Source organism: Marinobacterium marisflavi (assembly GCF_982447095.1).
This window is the reverse complement of the sequence record NZ_OZ457898.1, coordinates 506117-524054: the sequence shown is the minus strand read 5'-3', so window position 1 is coordinate 524054 and position 17938 is coordinate 506117. Positions and strand designations below refer to the sequence as shown.

Below are 17938 nucleotides of genomic sequence, written 5' to 3'. Positions count from 1 at the left end.
TCTCCTCAATGGAGTGTTGGCGCATCATCTGATTTGTTCTCTGCTGGGGCCTGATTACATTCTGTAAAGAGCAGCATAGCCACCATGCGCACATACTCCTCTACCTCCATCAACAGCCCCTCATCCTCTTCCGCCTCTTCAGACGCATCGATCTGTGCAATCTGTACAAGGTCGCCGATACTCTCCTGAGCTTCGCTACTGAGGGTAGAGGCTTTCTCGGTCACTGCTAGGCCAAAGCCAGCGATAAAGCCCGTAACCCATAGACCGAGCTGCTCGGCACGCTGGCCTAGGCTGTGCTCGTCATCCGGTAGCAGCAACTCCAGCTCAAAGTTGCTGGATTCCAACTGCTCCAACGACTCTTTATACAGCAGGGTGAGATTAGGCACCGTACTTGGCTGAGAGAGTATCGAGAGATCTATCTGCTCGGCACAAAAAGTCGCCAGTTCCGGCGTTTCAAAGCGACGCCCTGCGGCAATCTGCCCAACAATGAGTCCATGTAATTCAGAGGGTGAGAAAGTCACCGCACCCTCTTCCAGCAGCAGGTTAGCAAGTTGTTCAAAATCGGGGGCTGACGCTTGGGTAACCACAGAATCTCCTGATAGGTACGGTTTACTTAGCAATGTCGACTAGTCTAAACCAGCGCTCGCGTCGCGTCAGCAGAGATTGACGCTCAGATGCGGGCTGATACTATCTACAGATCACTCTTTTGCGGACTATCTGATGACCGAACACTATTTCGCTGCGCTTGAGCAGAAGCTCGACCAACTGATCAAGCGTTTAGGCCAGCTTGAAGAGCAGAACCGAGCACTGCGCAGTAAAAACGCAAAACTCGAAGAGGAGCGCGCACAACTGGTGCAGAGTAGCGACGCGACTCGGGCGCAGGTGGAGGCAATGTTAACCCGCCTCAAAACTCTGGAGAAAACCAAATGAGCCAGGTTCGTACCGTCAGTGTAAAACTGCTCGATAAAGAGTATGCCATCAGTTGCCCTGATGGCGCCGAGGCTGAGCTGATCGCCTCTGCCGACCTATTGGATAGCAAAATGCGAGAGATCCGCGATCAGGCAAAACTACTGGGGCTAGAGCGCATCGCCGTTATGGCGGGACTTAACCTTGCGCACGAGCTCATGCAGTCAGGCCCGAGCAATGCGGTTGATACTGAAGCTCACCTGAAACGTCTGGCGGAAAAAATTGATTCTGCACTCGAACAAGCTGAGCAGTTTTCATAGCATTATTCCGTGAAAGGGGTTGGAAAGCCGCACCCCGCTGGATATATAATTAGGGCAACCCTGGGATGTTCGACAGTTGTTCAAGTCCCTCGAGCCGATAATCATTTTACCGGACGCAGGCTAGGGGTGTTGTGAGCATGTCCGTACTCGGAAAGCCTGATTCACCTTTACTTGCCTCCACTCTGAACCTTCGGGTTCAGGGCCAAGAACACCACCGGCATTCTGGGGCCACTTTGACTCTCTCATGACACTCTCCACTGACAGCAAATCTGACGACCGCCGCCAACTTCGGATGCGCATCCGCCGGGAGCGTAGAGCACTCAGCGACCTGCAACAACGTACCGCTAGCCGTAAACTCTGTGCCAATGTGCGCTCTATGCGTGCATTCTGCCGTGCTAAGCGTATCGCAGTCTATCTGGCGAGTGATGGCGAAATTGACCTCCAACCGCTGATCGAACTCTGCTGGAAGCTGGGTAAATCTGTTTACCTTCCAGTCCTCCACCCCGTGCGCCATAACCGACTCTGGTTTACCCCGTACACTGCGCAAACTAAACTCAGCCACAATCGCTACAGAATACTCGAACCGCAACTGAAGCGACCTGGCGCACCCGCTTACGCGTTGGATATGGTGTTAATGCCTCTGGTTGCCTTTGATTCAGAGTGTAATCGCATGGGGATGGGCGGCGGTTATTACGACCGCACCTTCGCCTTTACACTCGCTCGACAGGGGCTAAAAGGTCCCAAATTGGTGGGGATGGCACATGATTTTCAGAGGGTAGAGAAGCTAAGCCTTGCAGATTGGGATGTTCCTCTCAAGGCGGTGGTAACAGACCAGGAACGCTACGGTACTGCGTAGCGTTTTAGCTGTTAAAAATATCTTTCATCAGCGCAGCGATCTGAATATCGCTCTGCGCAAAACCTGTCATCACAACACCAACCACTACTGCGATCAGCATCAATAGAATTAGGTCTGGACTTCTTTTCATCGGGTCTTTCCTGTCCGGCTTTGCCGGGTTAGCGAAGGCTCACTATCACCTTCTTGACAGAGTAGACCCCAGTTGTCACAAAAAGTTCATACCTAACAGGAAAAATTTTCATATTTTCAACGAAATAAGCTGTTTTAGTGATTCTTTCAGTGAAAAAACAGCGCTAACTACCCGTTTCGGAATTAGCCATTAAACCACGAGAGCAGAGTGGGATAGAACTGCGCCCCATATGTCAGCACTAGGGGTAGCACCACCATAGCTACCAGAGTTTGACCGCTCAAAATCGCCGCCATCAGCGGTGCATCGCCTCCCAGCTGCCGTGCAAGGATATAAGCAGCAGAAGCAGCAGGCACTGCACCGAAAACCAACAGTATCTGAGCCACTTCAGGTGCCAGATGGAGTAACGCGGCACTCAAAAGCGCGATAGCGGGCATCAAAATAATGCGAAACACCAAGGTTGTAATCAGAGGCAGGCCAGTTGAGCGCAGTGCACGCAAATCAAGCGCAGCACCGACAGCGAGAAGCCCCAGTGGTAGGGCAATACGTGACAACAGATCGAGCACATCGTAGACCATTGCAGGAACGCCGATGCCGCAAAAATTTAGGGCTAGACCCGCAAGACAGGCGACAATCAGCGGATTTTGCAGCACATTCAGCAAGACTCGGCCCGGCGAGGGACGCTTGTCACCATAGATAGCGAACATCAGAACACAGAGCGCGTTCAGGGGCGGAATCAGCAGCGCAGCAATGATCGCTGCATAGACCACACCCTGCACCGGCCAAACACCGGCGGCCACAGCGAAGGCGATGTAAGTATTGAAACGCACACTGCCCTGATAGATCGAGGTAAACTGAGCTCCACCAAACCGAATAAGGCTCTGAATCACCAGCAATATGGGCGTTGCAATCGCTAGCAGGATCAGCACCGCCCAAAATAGATCCAAGGCAACTGCGCCATCAAGCTGCGCCTGTGAGAGCCGAGTCAACAGCAGTGCAGGAAAGCAAATAAAGTAGATAAAGCGCTCGGCGGGTGGCCAGAAACTATCGCCGGGAAAACCTGAGCGTTTGAGCAGATAACCGAGCATCAGTAGCGCGAAAACAGGTCCCAAAGAGGCAATTATGTTCAAACGTGTGCCCTCCGCCGGGACAAAGTGCTAGATTTAAGCCAAAACCTTTTAAAGGACACTTTAGATGACCACAGTCGTTTTAACTTTTATGGCCGATGACAAACCCGGCCTCGTTAATCTGCTTTCGAAAACAGTATCAGAACATGAGGGTAACTGGCTCGACTCTAGCCTGTCTCGCCTCGGAGGGAAGTTTACCGGGATTGTCGTAGTACAACTAGCCGAGGATCGCGTTTCAAGCCTGAATGCTGCGCTTGGGGATCTGGCTCATCAGGGTATACACGTTTACTCTGAAGTGAGCGTACAAGGCGAGGACGCTGTACCGCACAACGAGGTTTTGCTCGATTTAGTGGGTCATGACAAGCCCGGTATCGTCAGAGATATCTCAGCAGTTCTTGCCAAGCACCAAGTCAACGTTATCAAGCTGAACACTGAACTAGTACCCGGTTCTATGTCCAGTGAGCTTCTATTCAAAGCCCAAGGCAAAGTGCTAGTGCCGCAAGACGCAGATCTAGACCAACTACAGGATGCGCTCGAAGAGATCGCCTCAGACCTGCTAGTTGATATCAGTTTTCGGTAACCAACTAGAACTCTATTACCACGTCAGATTCGGGTACTGTACAACAGGATAGTACGTACCCCTCTGCAACATCCTCATCGGTGATACCACCATTGTGGTCCATAGACGTGCTACCTGACTTAACCATCACCTTGCAGGTACCACAGATTCCCATACCGCAAGCTTTAGGAATATGTAGCCCCAGCTGCGAAGCGGCCGAGTGCAGTGTTTCGCCCGGTGCGACTTGGATGGATTTTCCAGAGGCATCAAATGAGATCGAGAGCAGATCTTCGCGTGGGATTGCCTCTGCCTCCTCTACTGCCACCTCAGCATCGATTACAGCTTGTTCTTCAACTGTATCCGGCGTCGCACCAAAGGACTCCTCATGATAACGCGACATGTCATAGCCCTGCTCCTCCAGGATCTTGCGCACGGCAGCCATATATGGAGTCGGACCGCAGCAGAACACCTCGCGCTCAAGGAAGTCAGGCGCGATCATCTCGAGCTTGGTCAGATCAAGAAAACCACGGTAGCCATGCCAGGACTGACCCGACACCTGACGTTCACAGATAAGGTGTAATTGGAAATTTCCAACACGTGAAGACATGTTGTCTAACTCGCGGTGGAAAATAATATCCGCTGGGGTGCGAGCACTGTGGACAAAGACCATATCGGTGTCCATATTGGTATCGTACGCCCAGCGCGCCATGGACATAACCGGCGTGATACCCACACCGCCGGAAAGAAACAGCACTTTCTCCGCTGGAAAATCGATACTGTTAAACTGCCCGACAGGTCCATGCACTGCGAGCATCTCGCCCTCAGACAGATTGTCATGCAGCCAATTTGAAACCATCCCACCTGGAACGCGTTTGACCGTTATCGAAAAGCTGTACGGCACGGATGGAGAGCTCGAAATCGTGTAGGAACGAAAGACCTGCTCACCTTCGATCTCAAGCTCCAGTGTGACAAACTGCCCGGGCTTGAAGAAGAACATCACCGGTTGCTCCGCCATGAAGCAGTAAGTCTTTACATCCCATGTCTCTTGGATAATTTTGACACAACGAACCACGTGTCGACCGTTGGCCCAAGTTTGGGTGGTGATCGGAGAAAACGAATCAGAATGAGTGACAGTAAGGTTCGAGCTGGCCATGGCGGGGAATCCTTTTCAATTTGACGCGCGCACACCCAGCTGGACCCTGCGCTGTTAGTGCATTTTCATTTCATAGAACATAGCGCACTTATCTAATCGCGACAAAGATCTGTCTAAATTCCCCCGCTGAGCTTTTTTCTAATGTATCGACAGTTTTAAACCAGATATATTCGCTCAGTAACGCAGCCGGAACGTCCGGCTCTTTGCCGAGCGAACTGTTCCTCCAACACTTATTGGGGTGTCGGTATGTTCCAGTCCCGCAACGGCCTGATGGGAGGGTTAAAGCTTAACCCTCTAGTAAACCCTGATTTGTTGAGACGGTCACACCATGAATCAGAACGATCTGCTTTACGCTAGCTTCTCATCTATTGAGCAGGCACGCGAAGAGATGGCAAAAATGCTGGAAGAGCGCGATCCCAACTACACGCTGCCACAACCCTTTTACAACGATCCCTTCATGTTCAGAGCGGACATGGAAGAGATTTTTGAGAAAGAGTGGTTGTTCGTAGGAATGACCAGCGAAATCTCAACCAAAGGCGAATACTTCACTGTCGAGATTGGTAAGAACCCTGTCCTGATTGTGCGTGGCGCAAATGGCGAAGTTAACGCCTTCCACAATATGTGTCGCCACCGTGGTTCACGCATCTGCACAGCCGAACGCGGAAAAGCTGCAAACTTGGTATGTCCTTATCACAAATGGACTTACGACACTTCAGGCAAACTTCTATACGCCGGTTCAGAGATGGGTGAGGACTTTGACCTAACCGCTCACGGTCTTAAACGCGCGCACTGCAAAACCGCCGGTGGTTTTATTTTTGTCTGCTTAGGTGAAGAGGCGCCAGATGATGGTTTCTCTGAGTTCCTCGAAACACTTGAGCACTACATGGAACCTTACGATGTTGAGAACACCAAGCTCGCGTGTGAGTCCAACATGTACGAGAAGGCCAACTGGAAGCTGGTAATCGAGAACAATCGCGAATGCTATCACTGCGAAGGTAGTCACCCGGAGCTGCTCAATACACTGCTTGAGTGGGACGATAGCAACGACCCGCGCGCACCCGAAAGTTTCCGCGAATACTTTGCTAAGCAGGCTGCCGACTGGGAAGCCGAGGGCATTCCTTACGAGCACAAGAGCTACGGCGTAGGACTGCGCAACCGTATCGTTCGTATGCCGCTCAAAGAGGGCACTCTGGTCATGACGATTGACGGCGAGCAGGGCTGCGAAAAGCTCTTGGGCCGCATTAAAAATCGCCAGCTGGGCTCGATGCGTATTCTCCACCTGCCCAATTCGTGGAACCATATGATGAGCGATAACTTCATCGTATTCCGAGTGCTGCCGATCTCTGCCCAAGAGACGTTGGTCACTACCAAGTGGTTCGTTCACAAGGATGCTGTTGAGGGCGTCGATTACGATCCAGAGCGCATCCGCGCGGTATGGGATGCAACCAATGACCAAGATCGCCGCCTGGGTGAAGAGAACCAGAGAGGCATAAACTCCGTGGCTTATCGTCCAGGGCCGTATTCAAAAACCTACGAGTTCGGCTTGGTGAATTTCTTGAACTGGTACAGTGATACAGCGCGAAAGAACCTCGCGAAGTGAGCCGACTGATTTAGAGATATTAAACATGACAAGGGAAGCGCTACAGCTTCCCTTTTTTATCTGTTTGACCGTATAAAAATAACAATCCAGAGAGGTAGACATGGACCCTCTTCTACAACCGTACAGGCTTAAACACCTCGAGCTGCGCAATCGCATCATTACAACATCCCATGAGCCCGCCTATCCCGTCGACGGCATGCCTACAAGTCGTTACATTGCCTACCACGCCGAGCGAGCGAAGGGTGGGATTGCAATGACGATGACGGCCGGCTCGGCTGCAGTCTCTAAGGATAGTCCACCAGCATTTAGCAACCTCTTGGCCTACCGCGACGAGATAGTCCCGCACGTTCGCAACCTCTGCGATGCAGTGCACGAGCATGGCGCTGCGATTATGATCCAGTTGACTCACCTAGGACGTCGTACCCGCTGGGACACAGGTGACTGGTTACCGACTGTTTCACCGTCTCACAAACGTGAACCCGCCCACCGCGCTTTCCCCAAACAGATTGAAGACTGGGATATCCAACGCATTATCACTGAGTACGCAGATGCAGCAGAACGCATGCAGGCAGGCGGTATGGACGGTATTGAGCTTGAAGCCTATGGGCATTTGATGGACCAATTCTGGTCACCGCTGACCAATACGCTGGATGCGCCATACGGCGGTTCGGTTGAACAGCGCGTACAGTTCACCCTCGACGTGCTAGCAGCTATCCGTCAACGGGTTGGCGATGAGTTTATTATCGGTGTGCGGGCCTGTACTGATGAGCTATTGGATCGGGGTCTGAGTAAAGAGGATGGGCTGCAAATCGCACAAATCCTGAAAGCAACCGGCCAAGTCGATTTCCTCAACATCATTCGCGGCCATATCGACACTGACGCAGGACTGACCGACGTTATTCCGATACAGGGGATGCGCAATAATCCTCACCTCGATTTCGCCGGTGAAATTCGTTCGGCAACAGGTTTGCCAACTCTTCATGCAGCCAAAATTCCGGATCTTGCGACCGCTCGGTACGCGATCGCGGAAGGGAAGCTTGACCTAGTGGGTATGACGCGGGCACACATGGCCGATCCTCATCTCGTTAAAAAGCTGATTGAAGGCCGGGAAGAGCAGATACGCCCCTGTGTAGGTGCTAACTACTGCTTGGATCGAATCTATCAAGGTGGGGCCGCCTTCTGTATTCATAACCCATCAACCGGTCGGGAAGAGCAGCAACCGCACCTAATCCAGCCAGCCGATCAGAAAAGACAGGTCGTGATTGTCGGAGCAGGTCCTGCCGGTCTGGAAGCAGCGCGTGTCAGTGCTGAACGTGGCCATCAGGTGACAGTGTTTGAGGCGAGCAATAACGCCGGCGGCCAGATCGCCTTGACGGCTCGCAGCGAGCGTCGCCGCGAAATGCAATCGATCATCGACTGGCGACTAGCAGAGTGTGAACGGCTGGGGGTCGAGATTCGCTACAACAGCTGGGCTGAAGCCAGCGACATCATTAACGAAAATCCAGACCTAGTCATCATCGCTACTGGCGGCTACCCACAAACAGAGATACTAGAGAGTGGTAACGAACATGTCAGCTCATGCTGGGATGTTTTGGCCGGTGACTGCAAGCCAGCCCAGCGTGTTCTAATTTTCGATGATGCAGGCGACCATGTTGGACTACAAGCCGCAGAAATCCTGGCCAAAGCAGGGTCTGATGTTGAGATAATGACGCCAGATCGCAGCTTTGCGCCAGAAGTTATGGGCATGAATCTCGTCCCTTACATGCGTAGCCTTCAGAGTTTAAATACACGTTTCACCGTCACCTATCGACTCATCAGCGTTGAGAAAAAGAGTGACGGGCTGCATGCCCTGATAGGCAGCGACTACGGCTCGGCTCAGCATGTAAAGGTCTACGATCAAATACTCATCAACCATGGAACGCTACCGCTCGATGAGCTCTACTTTGAGCTCAAACCCCTGTCGAGCAATCTCGGGCAGGTCGATTACGATCAACTGATCAACTCTCGGCCGCAGACAGTTCAAGTCAACAAAGGTGGCGCTTTTCAGCTCTACCGAATCGGTGATGCAGTCTCATCACGCAATACCCACGCAGCCATCTACGATGCTTTGCGGCTGATGCGAGAGTTATGAGGGAATAGGCTAGTAAATTTAAGCGCTTGGATGAGCAGGTGTCAGCGCTGCTTCAACCGCATCGCAGGCTCCACTCCAGGGCTCAAAAGCACCGCGCTGTTGCAACAGATCCAGACCCAGCTTAGTGTAGGTACCATCCGTAGCTATGCTATCGCTGATAGCTCCCAAGCCCCGTTCAGGCCTTGCAATGGCCAGCGCAACCGCCCCATTCACCGATGCCAGCACTAACTCTCTGGCTTTGGCGGGTTCCAACCCTTGGTTTTGATACCAGTGGGTCAAATGATCAAAATAACTGAACATCCAACCGTTCATACAGGCAGCGACAGTTGCCAACTCAAATTCCGCTTCTGAGTTCAACTCAACTAGAGTTCCGAGTCTTCTAAGAAGTTCAGTTGCCTGTGCATTTGAAGGATAGACCGGTACGGCTCCCTGCCCGACTTCAGCACAAGCCAATGGCATCGTTCGTACCACAATCTGATCTTTCAATTGACGCTGTAACTGATCCAGAGGTACACCTGCAATACAGGAGACAACGAGCTGTCCCGGCGAAAACTTCACCGATTCAAGTAGATTTTCGAGCTGTTGCAGACGCACGCTAAGCAAAAGAATATCTGCAGTGTCGACAACTTCTTGATTTGAGTTTGCCCCTTCGCAGCCATAGCTTTTAACCAGCATCTGCTGGCGCTGCTGGTTTCGCGGCGACAATATAATTTTTCGATCATCTCTGGCGTTACGCAGACCCGCCACTACGTAGCTCGCTAGATGGCCGACTCCTAAGATTCCGAGGGTTGCAGTCATTTCAGCCACCTACCTGTGCATCGATGTCTATATCGAACGATCAGTGCCGTTATTGGTGTGAGGAGATCTCTGTAATCAAAGACTCCAACAGCGCCTTAGCCGCGGGCAAGATCAACCCCTCAGATGCAGCCACGAAGTCGCCAAGATGCGCTCGAGCCTGAGTGACCTGATCGCTCGAGGCTGTTGATAGCCAGCGAGTCATTGCGGCACTGATAACCGCAGGCTCAGCATCCACTGCAACATCAACACCCAGAGTCTTGAGTTGTCCCGCTAGATCCTCTAAATCTACAAGATCAGCAAACATCATGGTGATTGATCTCCGCCCAATAAATTTCGGATTGTTCGTTAAAGATTAGCACTTGAGAGCAGACCTAAAAACACCAAAAGTGAGCGACGAGATGTATCTGCGCCTAGCGCAGTACACCCTCTTCAACTAACAGATCGAAAATCGCTTTAGCTTTTTGCGCTGCGGACTCGTCGCGCATCACTGCCCCGCCATCCCCTGTCGCCTTAGCCGTCGCGGCCTTAAAGCGGTCGGCTGCCGTCTTAGCCTTGACCACTTTGAGACGCTTTGGACGTTTGCGAGCGGGTGTCTCTTCCCAGCTTGCGCGAACGGAGTCTACAACCTCGATACTGACTCGCTCAGCTTCTACCTGCGCTCGCATCGCAGGCCCGTAGGCGCTCTGGCGCGCTGGCATACCTGCAGAGTCAACTGAAGCGATAAAGGGTAGTTGTACCCGCAGAGCACGCCGCTGGCCGCGAGGAAGCGCCTGCAGCACCTCTGCATAGTCTTGGGCTACGGAACGGATCTCAGCGATACCAGTTACCACAGGAATACCCAGTTTTTCACTCAACAGGTAAGGCGTCATACCAGATGATTCACCGCTCTCCGCACGAACACCAGTCATTATAATATCTGGCAAGCTAGCACCAAGATACTCAACCAAGGCAGGTAAAACATCCGCTTGCGGCGGTTGCTCTAACACTTTTACCGCCTGCAATCCCATGCCAGCATAGTCTCGCAATACCGAATTCGATGAGTCACCTGCGTGGATAACTTCAAGCGCTTGAGGAGTGAGTCGTAGCCCCATCTCAACGGCACGCGCATCTTGATCAGCCCGTCGCGCGCGCCCAGAACTCGGATGTTTTCCTACGGAAACTAGAGCGACAACTCGCAGATCAGCGCTGACTTTAGGCTGCATCGGTCACCTCCCCTTGGCGATGTTTTTGCACCAATTCGATCAATTCAGAGAGCACTTCGTCGCCATCATCAATGACACTCAATGCCGCGCGTTTTACCATGTCACAACCGACATCGGTATTCACCGCAACGACCTTGTCGCACTGCGCTATGCCCTGCAGATGCTGTACTGCACCAGAGATTCCCACAGCGATATACACTCGTGCTGTTACCCAGGTACCAGAAGCCCCTACCTGACGGAAGCGCGGCAAGTAGCCGTCATCAACAACTACACGACTCCCCGCTTCGGTGGCACCTAAAACCTCAGCAGCTCGATGGAAGTTTTCCCAATTATGAATACCGTTACCGGCTGAAAGAATAAATTCTGCTTCACCCAGCGCAACTGAGTTGGGGTCCACAGCGACCTGACCGAGGTCCTCTAGCGCCGGGGCAACATCAGGCCGATCGATAGGATCAAGCGCGAGCGCTTCGTGACGCGTCTCATCAACGGGATTGGCGCACTCGGGGGTTAACAAAAGGAAGCGCTCAGTTGGACGACTAATATCACTTGTACCACCGGCACCCCGACAGATCGTTGTCTGTAGACCCACCTGCCAGGCCTGAGTCAGCGGACGCTCATCTAGACGTGCAGCCAGACGCAGCCCCACTTCAAAGCCGCCTGCGACGCTATCCGGGAATAACCAGAACCGTGGTGCAAGGCTCTTCTCGACCTGCTCCAGCGCAGCGATACGTGCTTCGGGTGCATAGCCGTCAAAGACGGCGTCACTGAACTGCAACAACCGATCTGCACCGGCTTTATCGAAGCCATCTTCGCGACAGTCACCAAAGGTTATCGCCACCACAGCGCCGTTACCGGCACCTGTCGCGTTGAGAGCCGCGATCAACTGATGCGCCTGACCCAGCACATCTTTGTCATGTGCGGTCAGTCGTCCACCGACAAGATCGGGCACTACAGCGATATAGTACTCAGGCGACTCGACCTTATGCAGCGGTAACTCAACCGCTTTAGCTGCGCTGCGACGCGAGCCGCCCGCTGCTTGGGAGTTACCGTTAAGGCGATCTATACGTTTGATACCATTGGGGCCGATAAAGCCGACAGCGTGAGGATTGCGACGAATCAGACCCGATGGTCCCCGCACCTCAACAGCACCCTGCTCTACCATAGCCGCGTGCAGTGGATGCAGGCGGTTACGCGCTATCCACTCAGCTCGCGGATCACGGCGAATGATCTCATCACTCATTATGCGACCTCCTCTACCAGCGCCGCGGCAACCATCTCAGCGATATCCATGACTTCTGCTCGATCTTCGACAACACCCTCGAGCATCGCTGTACACTGCTGACAGCCGACAGCGACTGTCTGCGCACCCACTTCACGGATCTCCGCCATTCTCATATCAGCAATACGACGTTCACCCGGCACATCCGTGATCGGCGCTCCTCCACCGCCACCACAGCAGCGTGAACGGAAGCCAGAGCGTTCCATCTCTGCCAGCTGGATACCTAGGCTAGCCAACAACTCGCGGGGCGAGTCGTACTCACCATTGTAGCGTCCGAGGTAACAAGGATCATGGTAGGTAACCGTACCGCCGTTATAGGAGCTCAGATTGAGGCTTCCAGCCTTAACCAACTCGTTAATAAAGGTTGTGTGATGCATTACCTGGTAATCAACCTTACTACCCGCAGGGTACAGCTGCGGATACTCGTTTTTAAGACAGTGGAACGCATGCGGGTCGGTGGTTACGATCCTCTTAAACTTGTACTTCTGCAGAACCGCTATGTTACGCGCAGCAAGTGACTGGAAAGTCGCGTCATCACCCAGACGGCGAGCCACGTCACCCGAGTCACGCTCCTCATCACCAAGCACAGCAAAATCGACCTTAGCGGCTTTCAGCACCTTCACGAAAGCACGCAGGATGCGCTGACTGCGCATATCGAAGGCACCATCAGAGACCCAGAAGAGTACATCGGCCTCTTTAACGTCTGACATCAGGCGCAGATTCTGATCCGCTGCCCAGTTCATGCGGTTACCAGGATTAAATCCGTTCGGGTTGTCCGTTGCTATTAGGTTCTCCAGAACTTCGGCACCCTTGTTAGGTGTCTGCCCCTTCTCCAGTGTCAGGAAACGTCGCATATCAACGATAGCATCAACGTGCTCGATCATCATCGGACACTCTTCAACACAGGCTCGACAGGTGGTACACGACCAGAGCGTGTCTGGGCTGACTAAACCTGTAGTGATGGACTGATTCGGACCACCCGAAGCCTTGCCTACTTCAATCCCGGGATAGGGCGAGCCGGCAAACTTTGCGTCGGAGCCACCAGCCAAGCCAACAACCATATCCTGAATCAACTTTTTAGGGTTAAGCGGTTGACCTGCGGCAAATGCCGGACACATCGCCTCACATTTACCACACTGCACGCAGGCGTCGAATCCAAGCAGCTGATTCCATTTGAAGTCAGTTGGCTTGTCTACCCCGAGTTTGTCAGCTTTCAGATCGACCGCTTTCAGACCGGTAGAGCGACCGCCACCAAAACGCTCTGGGCGACGGTGAAACGCTAGATGCAGCGCGCCAGCGAAGGCGTGCTTCATAGGCCCGCCCCAAGCCATTCCAAATACCAGCTCGCCCAAGCCCCAGATGATACCGACAGTCAAAACTAGCGCTAGAAGCCAGCCTGCTCCCTGTGACAGAGCGCCTTCGGGCAATATACCCGCCGCTGGAAGCGTGACGATAAAGAAGGCCGTCGAGAACATCAGCAGGCTCTTCGGCAGGCGCATCCACGGCCCTCTAGAGAGTCGCGAAGGGGGGTTACGACGGCGTTTCCAGACAAAGAATGCGCCGGTAGACATCAGCGCTGTAGCGGCCAACAGGGCATAACTCAGCAGACGACTCTCAAGACCAAAGAGGTAGACGGCCAGGATCAGCACCATCGACAGCACAAAACCGCCAGCTGTTGCGACATGCGTTTTGGAGATGTATTTATCACGCTCAACGACATGGTGCAGATCCACCAGATAGCGGCGCGGTATAGCAAGCAGGCCTCCAATGAGGTTTACCTTCTCAGGCTGGCCAGCACACCATAAACTGATGCGTTTAACCCCGCCAACTGCGGCTAAAAGTAGTGCTATCAGAAGCAGAGCGGGGATTAATGTATCGAGGATCATCAGACGACCTCTTGAATCAAGCTAGGGGTATACGAGGTCTGTACGCCGCGCAGATGCCGCAGCGCACAGAGCCTTGGCCGATCAGAGATCTTTACACAGACGCAGAGCATCGTAGATCGCCGCATGCGTGTTGCGCTGAGACACACAGTCACCCAAGCGCCACAGGATCATACCCTCACCCGCCTCACTCAACACAGGCTGTGGCTGGATCGCGAACAGCGTCTCGTTGTCGATCTGACCCTTATTACGCGATTCTGCTTTGAGGGCGTAGTAGAGCTCCTCGTTCGGACGCGTACCGTTCTCAACGACGATCTGGTCAACAACACGCTCCTCCTGCTGACCGGTGTACTCGTTCTCAAGCACCGCAACCAGCTTATCGCCTTCGCGGTAGACTTTCTCGAGCAACAAGTCGGAGGTCATGATGACCTCTTTCTCATAGAGGCTACGGTAATAAGTTGGGAAGGTAGTACCACCGATACCAACACCCGGTTTGATATCGTCGGTCACCAGCTCAACCGTAGAGCCTTTAGAGCTAAGATAGTCAGCGGCTGACATCCCCGAGAACTCACAGATGGTGTCGTAGATCAGCACGTTTTTGCCCGGTTCTACCACGCCATTGAGGATATCCCAGCTTGAAACAACCAGACCTTCGGCAGCACCCCAGTGCGGGTTCTGCTCGAGGAATGGGCGACCACCCGTAGCCAAAATACAGACATCGGGGTTCAGCCCGCGGATCATATCGACGTCAGCGCTGGTGTTAAGACGCACATCAACACCCAAACGATTGATCTCCATCGCCAACCAGCGAGTAATACCGGCCATTTGATCACGCTGTGGCGCTTTAGCGGCGATCGTTATCTGCCCGCCCAACTCAGCACTACGCTCTAGCAGGGTGACCTGATGACCACGCTCTGCCGCAACGCGCGCCGCTTCCAAACCACCAGGGCCACCGCCGACAACCACAACCTTGCGGATCGGGCCGGTCGTTTTCTCGATAATATGCGGCACACCCATATACTCGCGCGAAGTCGCGGCGTTCTGGATACAGAGCACGTCCAGACCCATATACTGACGGTCGATACAGTAGTTAGCGCCAACACACTGACGAATCTGATCAACCTGATCCGCTTTAACCTTGGCAATAAAGTGCGGATCAGCAATGTGTGCTCGTGTCATACCCACGAAATCGACATAGCCCCCTTCAAGGATACGCTGTGCCTGATTCGGATCTTTAATATTCTGCGCGTGGATAACAGGCACAGAGACCACCTCTTTGATGCCCGCTGCTAGGTGCAGGAAGGGCTCCGGCGGATAACTCATGTTCGGTATAACGTTTGCTAAGGTGTTATGCGTATCACAGCCTGAGCCGACCACACCGAAATAATCGATGAGCCCCGTCGCATCATAGTAAGCAGCAATCTGTTTCATATCTTCATGGTTGAGACCATCTGGATGAAACTCATCGCCGACAATACGCATACCGACCACAAAATCGGGACCGACGGCTTCACGCACCGCCTTCGCGACCTCTAGGCCGAACTTCATCCGGCCTTCAAAGGTACCACCCCACTCATCAGTACGCTTGTTAACGCGCGGCGACCAGAACTGGTCAATCATGTGCTGATGCACAGCAGAGAGTTCTACACCATCTAGGCCACCCTCTTTTGCACGTACAGCGGCCTTGGCAAAGTCGCCGATAACGCGCCAGATCTCCTCCTCTTCAATGGTCTTACAGGTGGCACGGTGAACTGGCTCACGGATACCTGAAGGAGACATTAGGTTTGGCCAGTTTTCACCATCCCAGCGTGAACGACGACCCATATGCGTTATCTGAATCATGATCTTGCCGCCATGCTTGTGCACAGCGTCGGCTAGATTCTGGAAGTGAGGAATAATTCGATCCGTGGATAGATTGACCGAGCTCCACCAGCTTTGCGGACTATCAATCGCTACGGTGCTTGAACCACCGCAGATACAGAGACCACAACCGCCCTTGGCTTTCTCTTCATAATATTTAACGTAACGATCGGTTGTCATACCGCCGTCGGTTGCGTACACCTCAGCATGCGCGGTACTGACAATTCGGTTACGGATCGTCAGTTTATTTATGTTCAAAGGCTGGAACAGTGCATCGTACTGCGACATGGTTCACTCCAACTGTTGTCACGCTGTGCCGCTGCGTCGTACGGCACATCTGTTTCTTGTTATTAAAGCGGCGCTACTTCGAAAATACCGAAGTCGCAGCCATCTTCTGCAGCACTCTGCGTCTGTACTGCACGGGTACGTACTGGGTAACCCAGGCTCTCTGCGATCTGATCCATTGCTCCAGCGAACCAGCCAGTGAACATGTAATCAACCTTACGATTAACTTTACCGTATTGGTAAACAAACGCAGAGTTTTCCAACCGCACACGTGCTGTCCCTTTTTCGAGATCCAGCGCCTCGGTGATAAAGAAACCCCAGCCGCGCTGAGATAGACGCTTCATGTAATGATGAAAGACATCCGCGCCGCTGATGCCATGAGCTTCAGCCTCTTTCTCGCACCAGTAATAGGCCGATTTATAACCCGCTTTATAGAGGATCTCTGCATAGCGCTCAGCCCCGATCTCCTCTTCGATACCCATATGGTTGTTTACGAAAAAGTGACGCGGCACATACAGCATTGGCAGCGCATCGGTTGTCCATACGCCAGTCTCGTCATCAACTTGGATTGGCATCTCAGGTGCGTGATGGCTCATCGTTTACTCTCAAAAAAATTTTAGATCTTTAGTCAAACCAGTATATGGAGCAGGTATGCTACCGGTTTCGCTAAATGCGACACTAATTGCTCCGAAAACGCGACCAACCGTCGCTCAAGCGGGCCGTGCGCGCGCCACATACCTTTGATCTAGGCAATAAAAAAGCGCACATATAGATGCGCGCTTTCACTTAAACGAAGTTGCCTGGGATAATTATTCGCCCCAAACATCTTCCAGTAGACGAACCCAGTTCTCACCCATAATTTTACGGACCTGAGTCTCGCTGAAACCATCCTTGAGCAACGCCTCGGTGAGATTTGGAAACTCACCCAAAGTACGAATACCCTCTGGATTGATGATCTTACCGAAATTAGTGAGTCGACGCGCATAGCCTTTGTCATGGGTAAGGTACTCAAAGAAGGCCTGATCCTGCCCCTGAGTGAAGTCTGTACCTATGCCGATAGAGTCTTCGCCGACGATGTTATAAACGTAACGAATCGCTTCAACATAATCTTCGATCGTTGAGTTGATACCGTTTTTAAGGAAAGGTGCAAACATGGTTACGCCGACGAAGCCACCATGATCAGCAATAAACTTAAGCTCTTCATCCGACTTATTACGCGGATGATCTTTGAGGCCGCTCGGCAGGCAGTGTGAGTAAGCCACAGGCTTCTTCGACTCTAAGATCGCCTCTTCCGATGTCTTAGCACCGACGTGCGACAGATCGACCAACACGCCAACTCGGTTCATCTCCCACATCACTTCACGGCCGTAGTCCGATAGCCCGCCATCACGCTCATAACAACCCGTACCAACAAGGTTCTGGGTGTTGTAACACAGTTGCGTGATACCCACGCCCAGCTCTTTGAATATCTGCACGTAGTTAAGCTGATCTTCGTAAGCGTAAGCGTTCTGGAAGCTCATCAGCACGCCAACCTTATCTTCCGCTTTAGCTTTGCGAATATCGGCTGCCGTCCGGATCTTGGTCATCCAGTCGGAATTCTCATTGATAATGCGGTTTACAGCAGCAATGTTGTTCACTGTACCTTTGAAGTCGTCCCAGAACGCCATAGTACAACTAGCGGTGGTTACGCCACCCCTGCGCATATCTTCGAACAGTTCCACATTCATTTTGCCGCAAACGAGACCATCAATGATGATCGAATCTTTATGCAGTTCAGCCGCGTTCATTTTTCACCTACTGGTTGGAGTTACTTCGATTGTTCGATGTTAGTGTTAAGAACCGACAAAATCTG

18 protein-coding genes and 1 other RNA gene are annotated in these 17938 nt (G+C 52.7%); 7 read left to right on the top strand and 12 right to left on the bottom strand.

Annotated features, from left to right (window positions below; translation table 11 throughout):
• Positions 1 to 5: 5 nt before the first annotated feature.
• Positions 6 to 587, bottom strand: coding sequence for a UPF0149 family protein (locus AC1WNR_RS02445; RefSeq protein WP_481642956.1), 582 nt, complete (start codon positions 585 to 587; stop codon positions 6 to 8).
• Between the two features lie 133 nt (positions 588 to 720).
• Here AC1WNR_RS02445 and AC1WNR_RS02440 point away from each other — a divergent pair, with 133 nt between their 5' ends.
• The 4 genes from AC1WNR_RS02440 (at position 721) to AC1WNR_RS02425 (ending at position 2082) form a co-directional block, all read left to right on the top strand.
• Positions 721 to 930, top strand: coding sequence for a TIGR02449 family protein (locus AC1WNR_RS02440; protein ID WP_481642955.1), 210 nt, complete (start codon positions 721 to 723; stop codon positions 928 to 930).
• The gene (locus AC1WNR_RS02435; protein WP_481642954.1) at positions 927 to 1226 is read left to right on the top strand and encodes a cell division protein ZapA; all 300 of its coding nucleotides are present in this window, start codon (positions 927 to 929) and stop codon (positions 1224 to 1226) included. The genes AC1WNR_RS02440 and AC1WNR_RS02435 overlap by 4 nt, the downstream gene beginning before the upstream one ends.
• A gap of 54 nt (positions 1227 to 1280) precedes the next feature.
• Positions 1281 to 1459: non-coding RNA, 6S RNA (gene ssrS / locus AC1WNR_RS02430), on the top strand.
• Positions 1460 to 1470: 11 nt separating this feature from the next.
• Positions 1471 to 2082, top strand: coding sequence for a 5-formyltetrahydrofolate cyclo-ligase (locus AC1WNR_RS02425; RefSeq protein WP_481642953.1), 612 nt, complete (start codon positions 1471 to 1473; stop codon positions 2080 to 2082).
• A gap of 4 nt (positions 2083 to 2086) precedes the next feature.
• On the opposite strand, the gene AC1WNR_RS02420 is transcribed toward AC1WNR_RS02425, so the two are convergent.
• Both AC1WNR_RS02420 and AC1WNR_RS02415 read right to left on the bottom strand, forming a co-directional pair.
• Complete coding sequence (locus AC1WNR_RS02420) at positions 2087 to 2212, bottom strand: hypothetical protein (protein ID WP_481642952.1); 126 nt, start codon at positions 2210 to 2212, stop codon at positions 2087 to 2089.
• Between the two features lie 182 nt (positions 2213 to 2394).
• Entirely contained in the window at positions 2395 to 3339 is a 945-nt protein-coding gene (locus AC1WNR_RS02415; RefSeq protein ID WP_481642951.1) for an AEC family transporter, read from the bottom strand.
• Positions 3340 to 3403: 64 nt separating this feature from the next.
• Here AC1WNR_RS02415 and AC1WNR_RS02410 point away from each other — a divergent pair, with 64 nt between their 5' ends.
• Positions 3404 to 3916, top strand: coding sequence for a glycine cleavage system transcriptional repressor (locus AC1WNR_RS02410; RefSeq protein WP_481642950.1), 513 nt, complete (start codon positions 3404 to 3406; stop codon positions 3914 to 3916).
• A gap of 4 nt (positions 3917 to 3920) precedes the next feature.
• Here AC1WNR_RS02410 and AC1WNR_RS02405 read toward each other — a convergent pair whose 3' ends face one another.
• The gene (locus tag AC1WNR_RS02405) at positions 3921 to 5048 is read right to left on the bottom strand and encodes an FAD-binding oxidoreductase (RefSeq protein ID WP_481642949.1); all 1128 of its coding nucleotides are present in this window, start codon (positions 5046 to 5048) and stop codon (positions 3921 to 3923) included.
• A 328-nt stretch (positions 5049 to 5376) separates the two neighbouring features.
• On the opposite strand from AC1WNR_RS02405, the gene AC1WNR_RS02400 reads away from it, so the two are divergent.
• Together AC1WNR_RS02400 and AC1WNR_RS02395 are read left to right on the top strand one after the other, a co-directional pair.
• Entirely contained in the window at positions 5377 to 6648 is a 1272-nt protein-coding gene (locus tag AC1WNR_RS02400; RefSeq protein WP_481642948.1) for an aromatic ring-hydroxylating oxygenase subunit alpha, read from the top strand.
• A gap of 100 nt (positions 6649 to 6748) precedes the next feature.
• Positions 6749 to 8779: an oxidoreductase gene (locus tag AC1WNR_RS02395; protein WP_481642947.1), complete on the top strand. Its 2031-nt coding sequence runs from the start codon at positions 6749 to 6751 to the stop codon at positions 8777 to 8779.
• An 18-nt stretch (positions 8780 to 8797) separates the two neighbouring features.
• Here the strand turns inward: AC1WNR_RS02395 and AC1WNR_RS02390 are convergent, their stop codons facing one another.
• The 8 genes from AC1WNR_RS02390 to AC1WNR_RS02355 form a co-directional block, all read right to left on the bottom strand.
• Positions 8798 to 9577: an NAD(P)-binding domain-containing protein gene (locus tag AC1WNR_RS02390; RefSeq protein ID WP_481642946.1), complete on the bottom strand. Its 780-nt coding sequence runs from the start codon at positions 9575 to 9577 to the stop codon at positions 8798 to 8800.
• Positions 9578 to 9626: 49 nt separating this feature from the next.
• Entirely contained in the window at positions 9627 to 9884 is a 258-nt protein-coding gene (locus tag AC1WNR_RS02385; RefSeq protein ID WP_481642945.1) for a hypothetical protein, read from the bottom strand.
• 103 nt (positions 9885 to 9987) lie between these two features.
• Positions 9988 to 10779, bottom strand: coding sequence for an electron transfer flavoprotein subunit beta (gene etfB / locus AC1WNR_RS02380; protein ID WP_481642944.1), 792 nt, complete (start codon positions 10777 to 10779; stop codon positions 9988 to 9990).
• Positions 10769 to 12019, bottom strand: coding sequence for an electron transfer flavoprotein subunit alpha (etfA, locus tag AC1WNR_RS02375; protein WP_481642943.1), 1251 nt, complete (start codon positions 12017 to 12019; stop codon positions 10769 to 10771). Before etfA ends, etfB begins: the two co-directional genes overlap by 11 nt.
• A complete protein-coding gene (locus tag AC1WNR_RS02370; protein ID WP_481645352.1) occupies positions 12019 to 13941 on the bottom strand; it encodes a (Fe-S)-binding protein in 1923 nt (640 codons plus the stop codon). Before AC1WNR_RS02370 ends, etfA begins: the two co-directional genes overlap by 1 nt.
• 84 nt (positions 13942 to 14025) lie before the next feature.
• Positions 14026 to 16089: a dimethylglycine demethylation protein DgcA gene (gene dgcA, locus AC1WNR_RS02365; protein WP_481642942.1), complete on the bottom strand. Its 2064-nt coding sequence runs from the start codon at positions 16087 to 16089 to the stop codon at positions 14026 to 14028.
• A gap of 62 nt (positions 16090 to 16151) precedes the next feature.
• Complete coding sequence (locus AC1WNR_RS02360) at positions 16152 to 16682, bottom strand: DUF5943 domain-containing protein (RefSeq protein ID WP_481642941.1); 531 nt, start codon at positions 16680 to 16682, stop codon at positions 16152 to 16154.
• Positions 16683 to 16895: 213 nt separating this feature from the next.
• Positions 16896 to 17873, bottom strand: coding sequence for a dipeptidase (locus AC1WNR_RS02355; protein WP_481642940.1), 978 nt, complete (start codon positions 17871 to 17873; stop codon positions 16896 to 16898).
• Between the last annotated feature and the right edge of the window lie 65 nt (positions 17874 to 17938).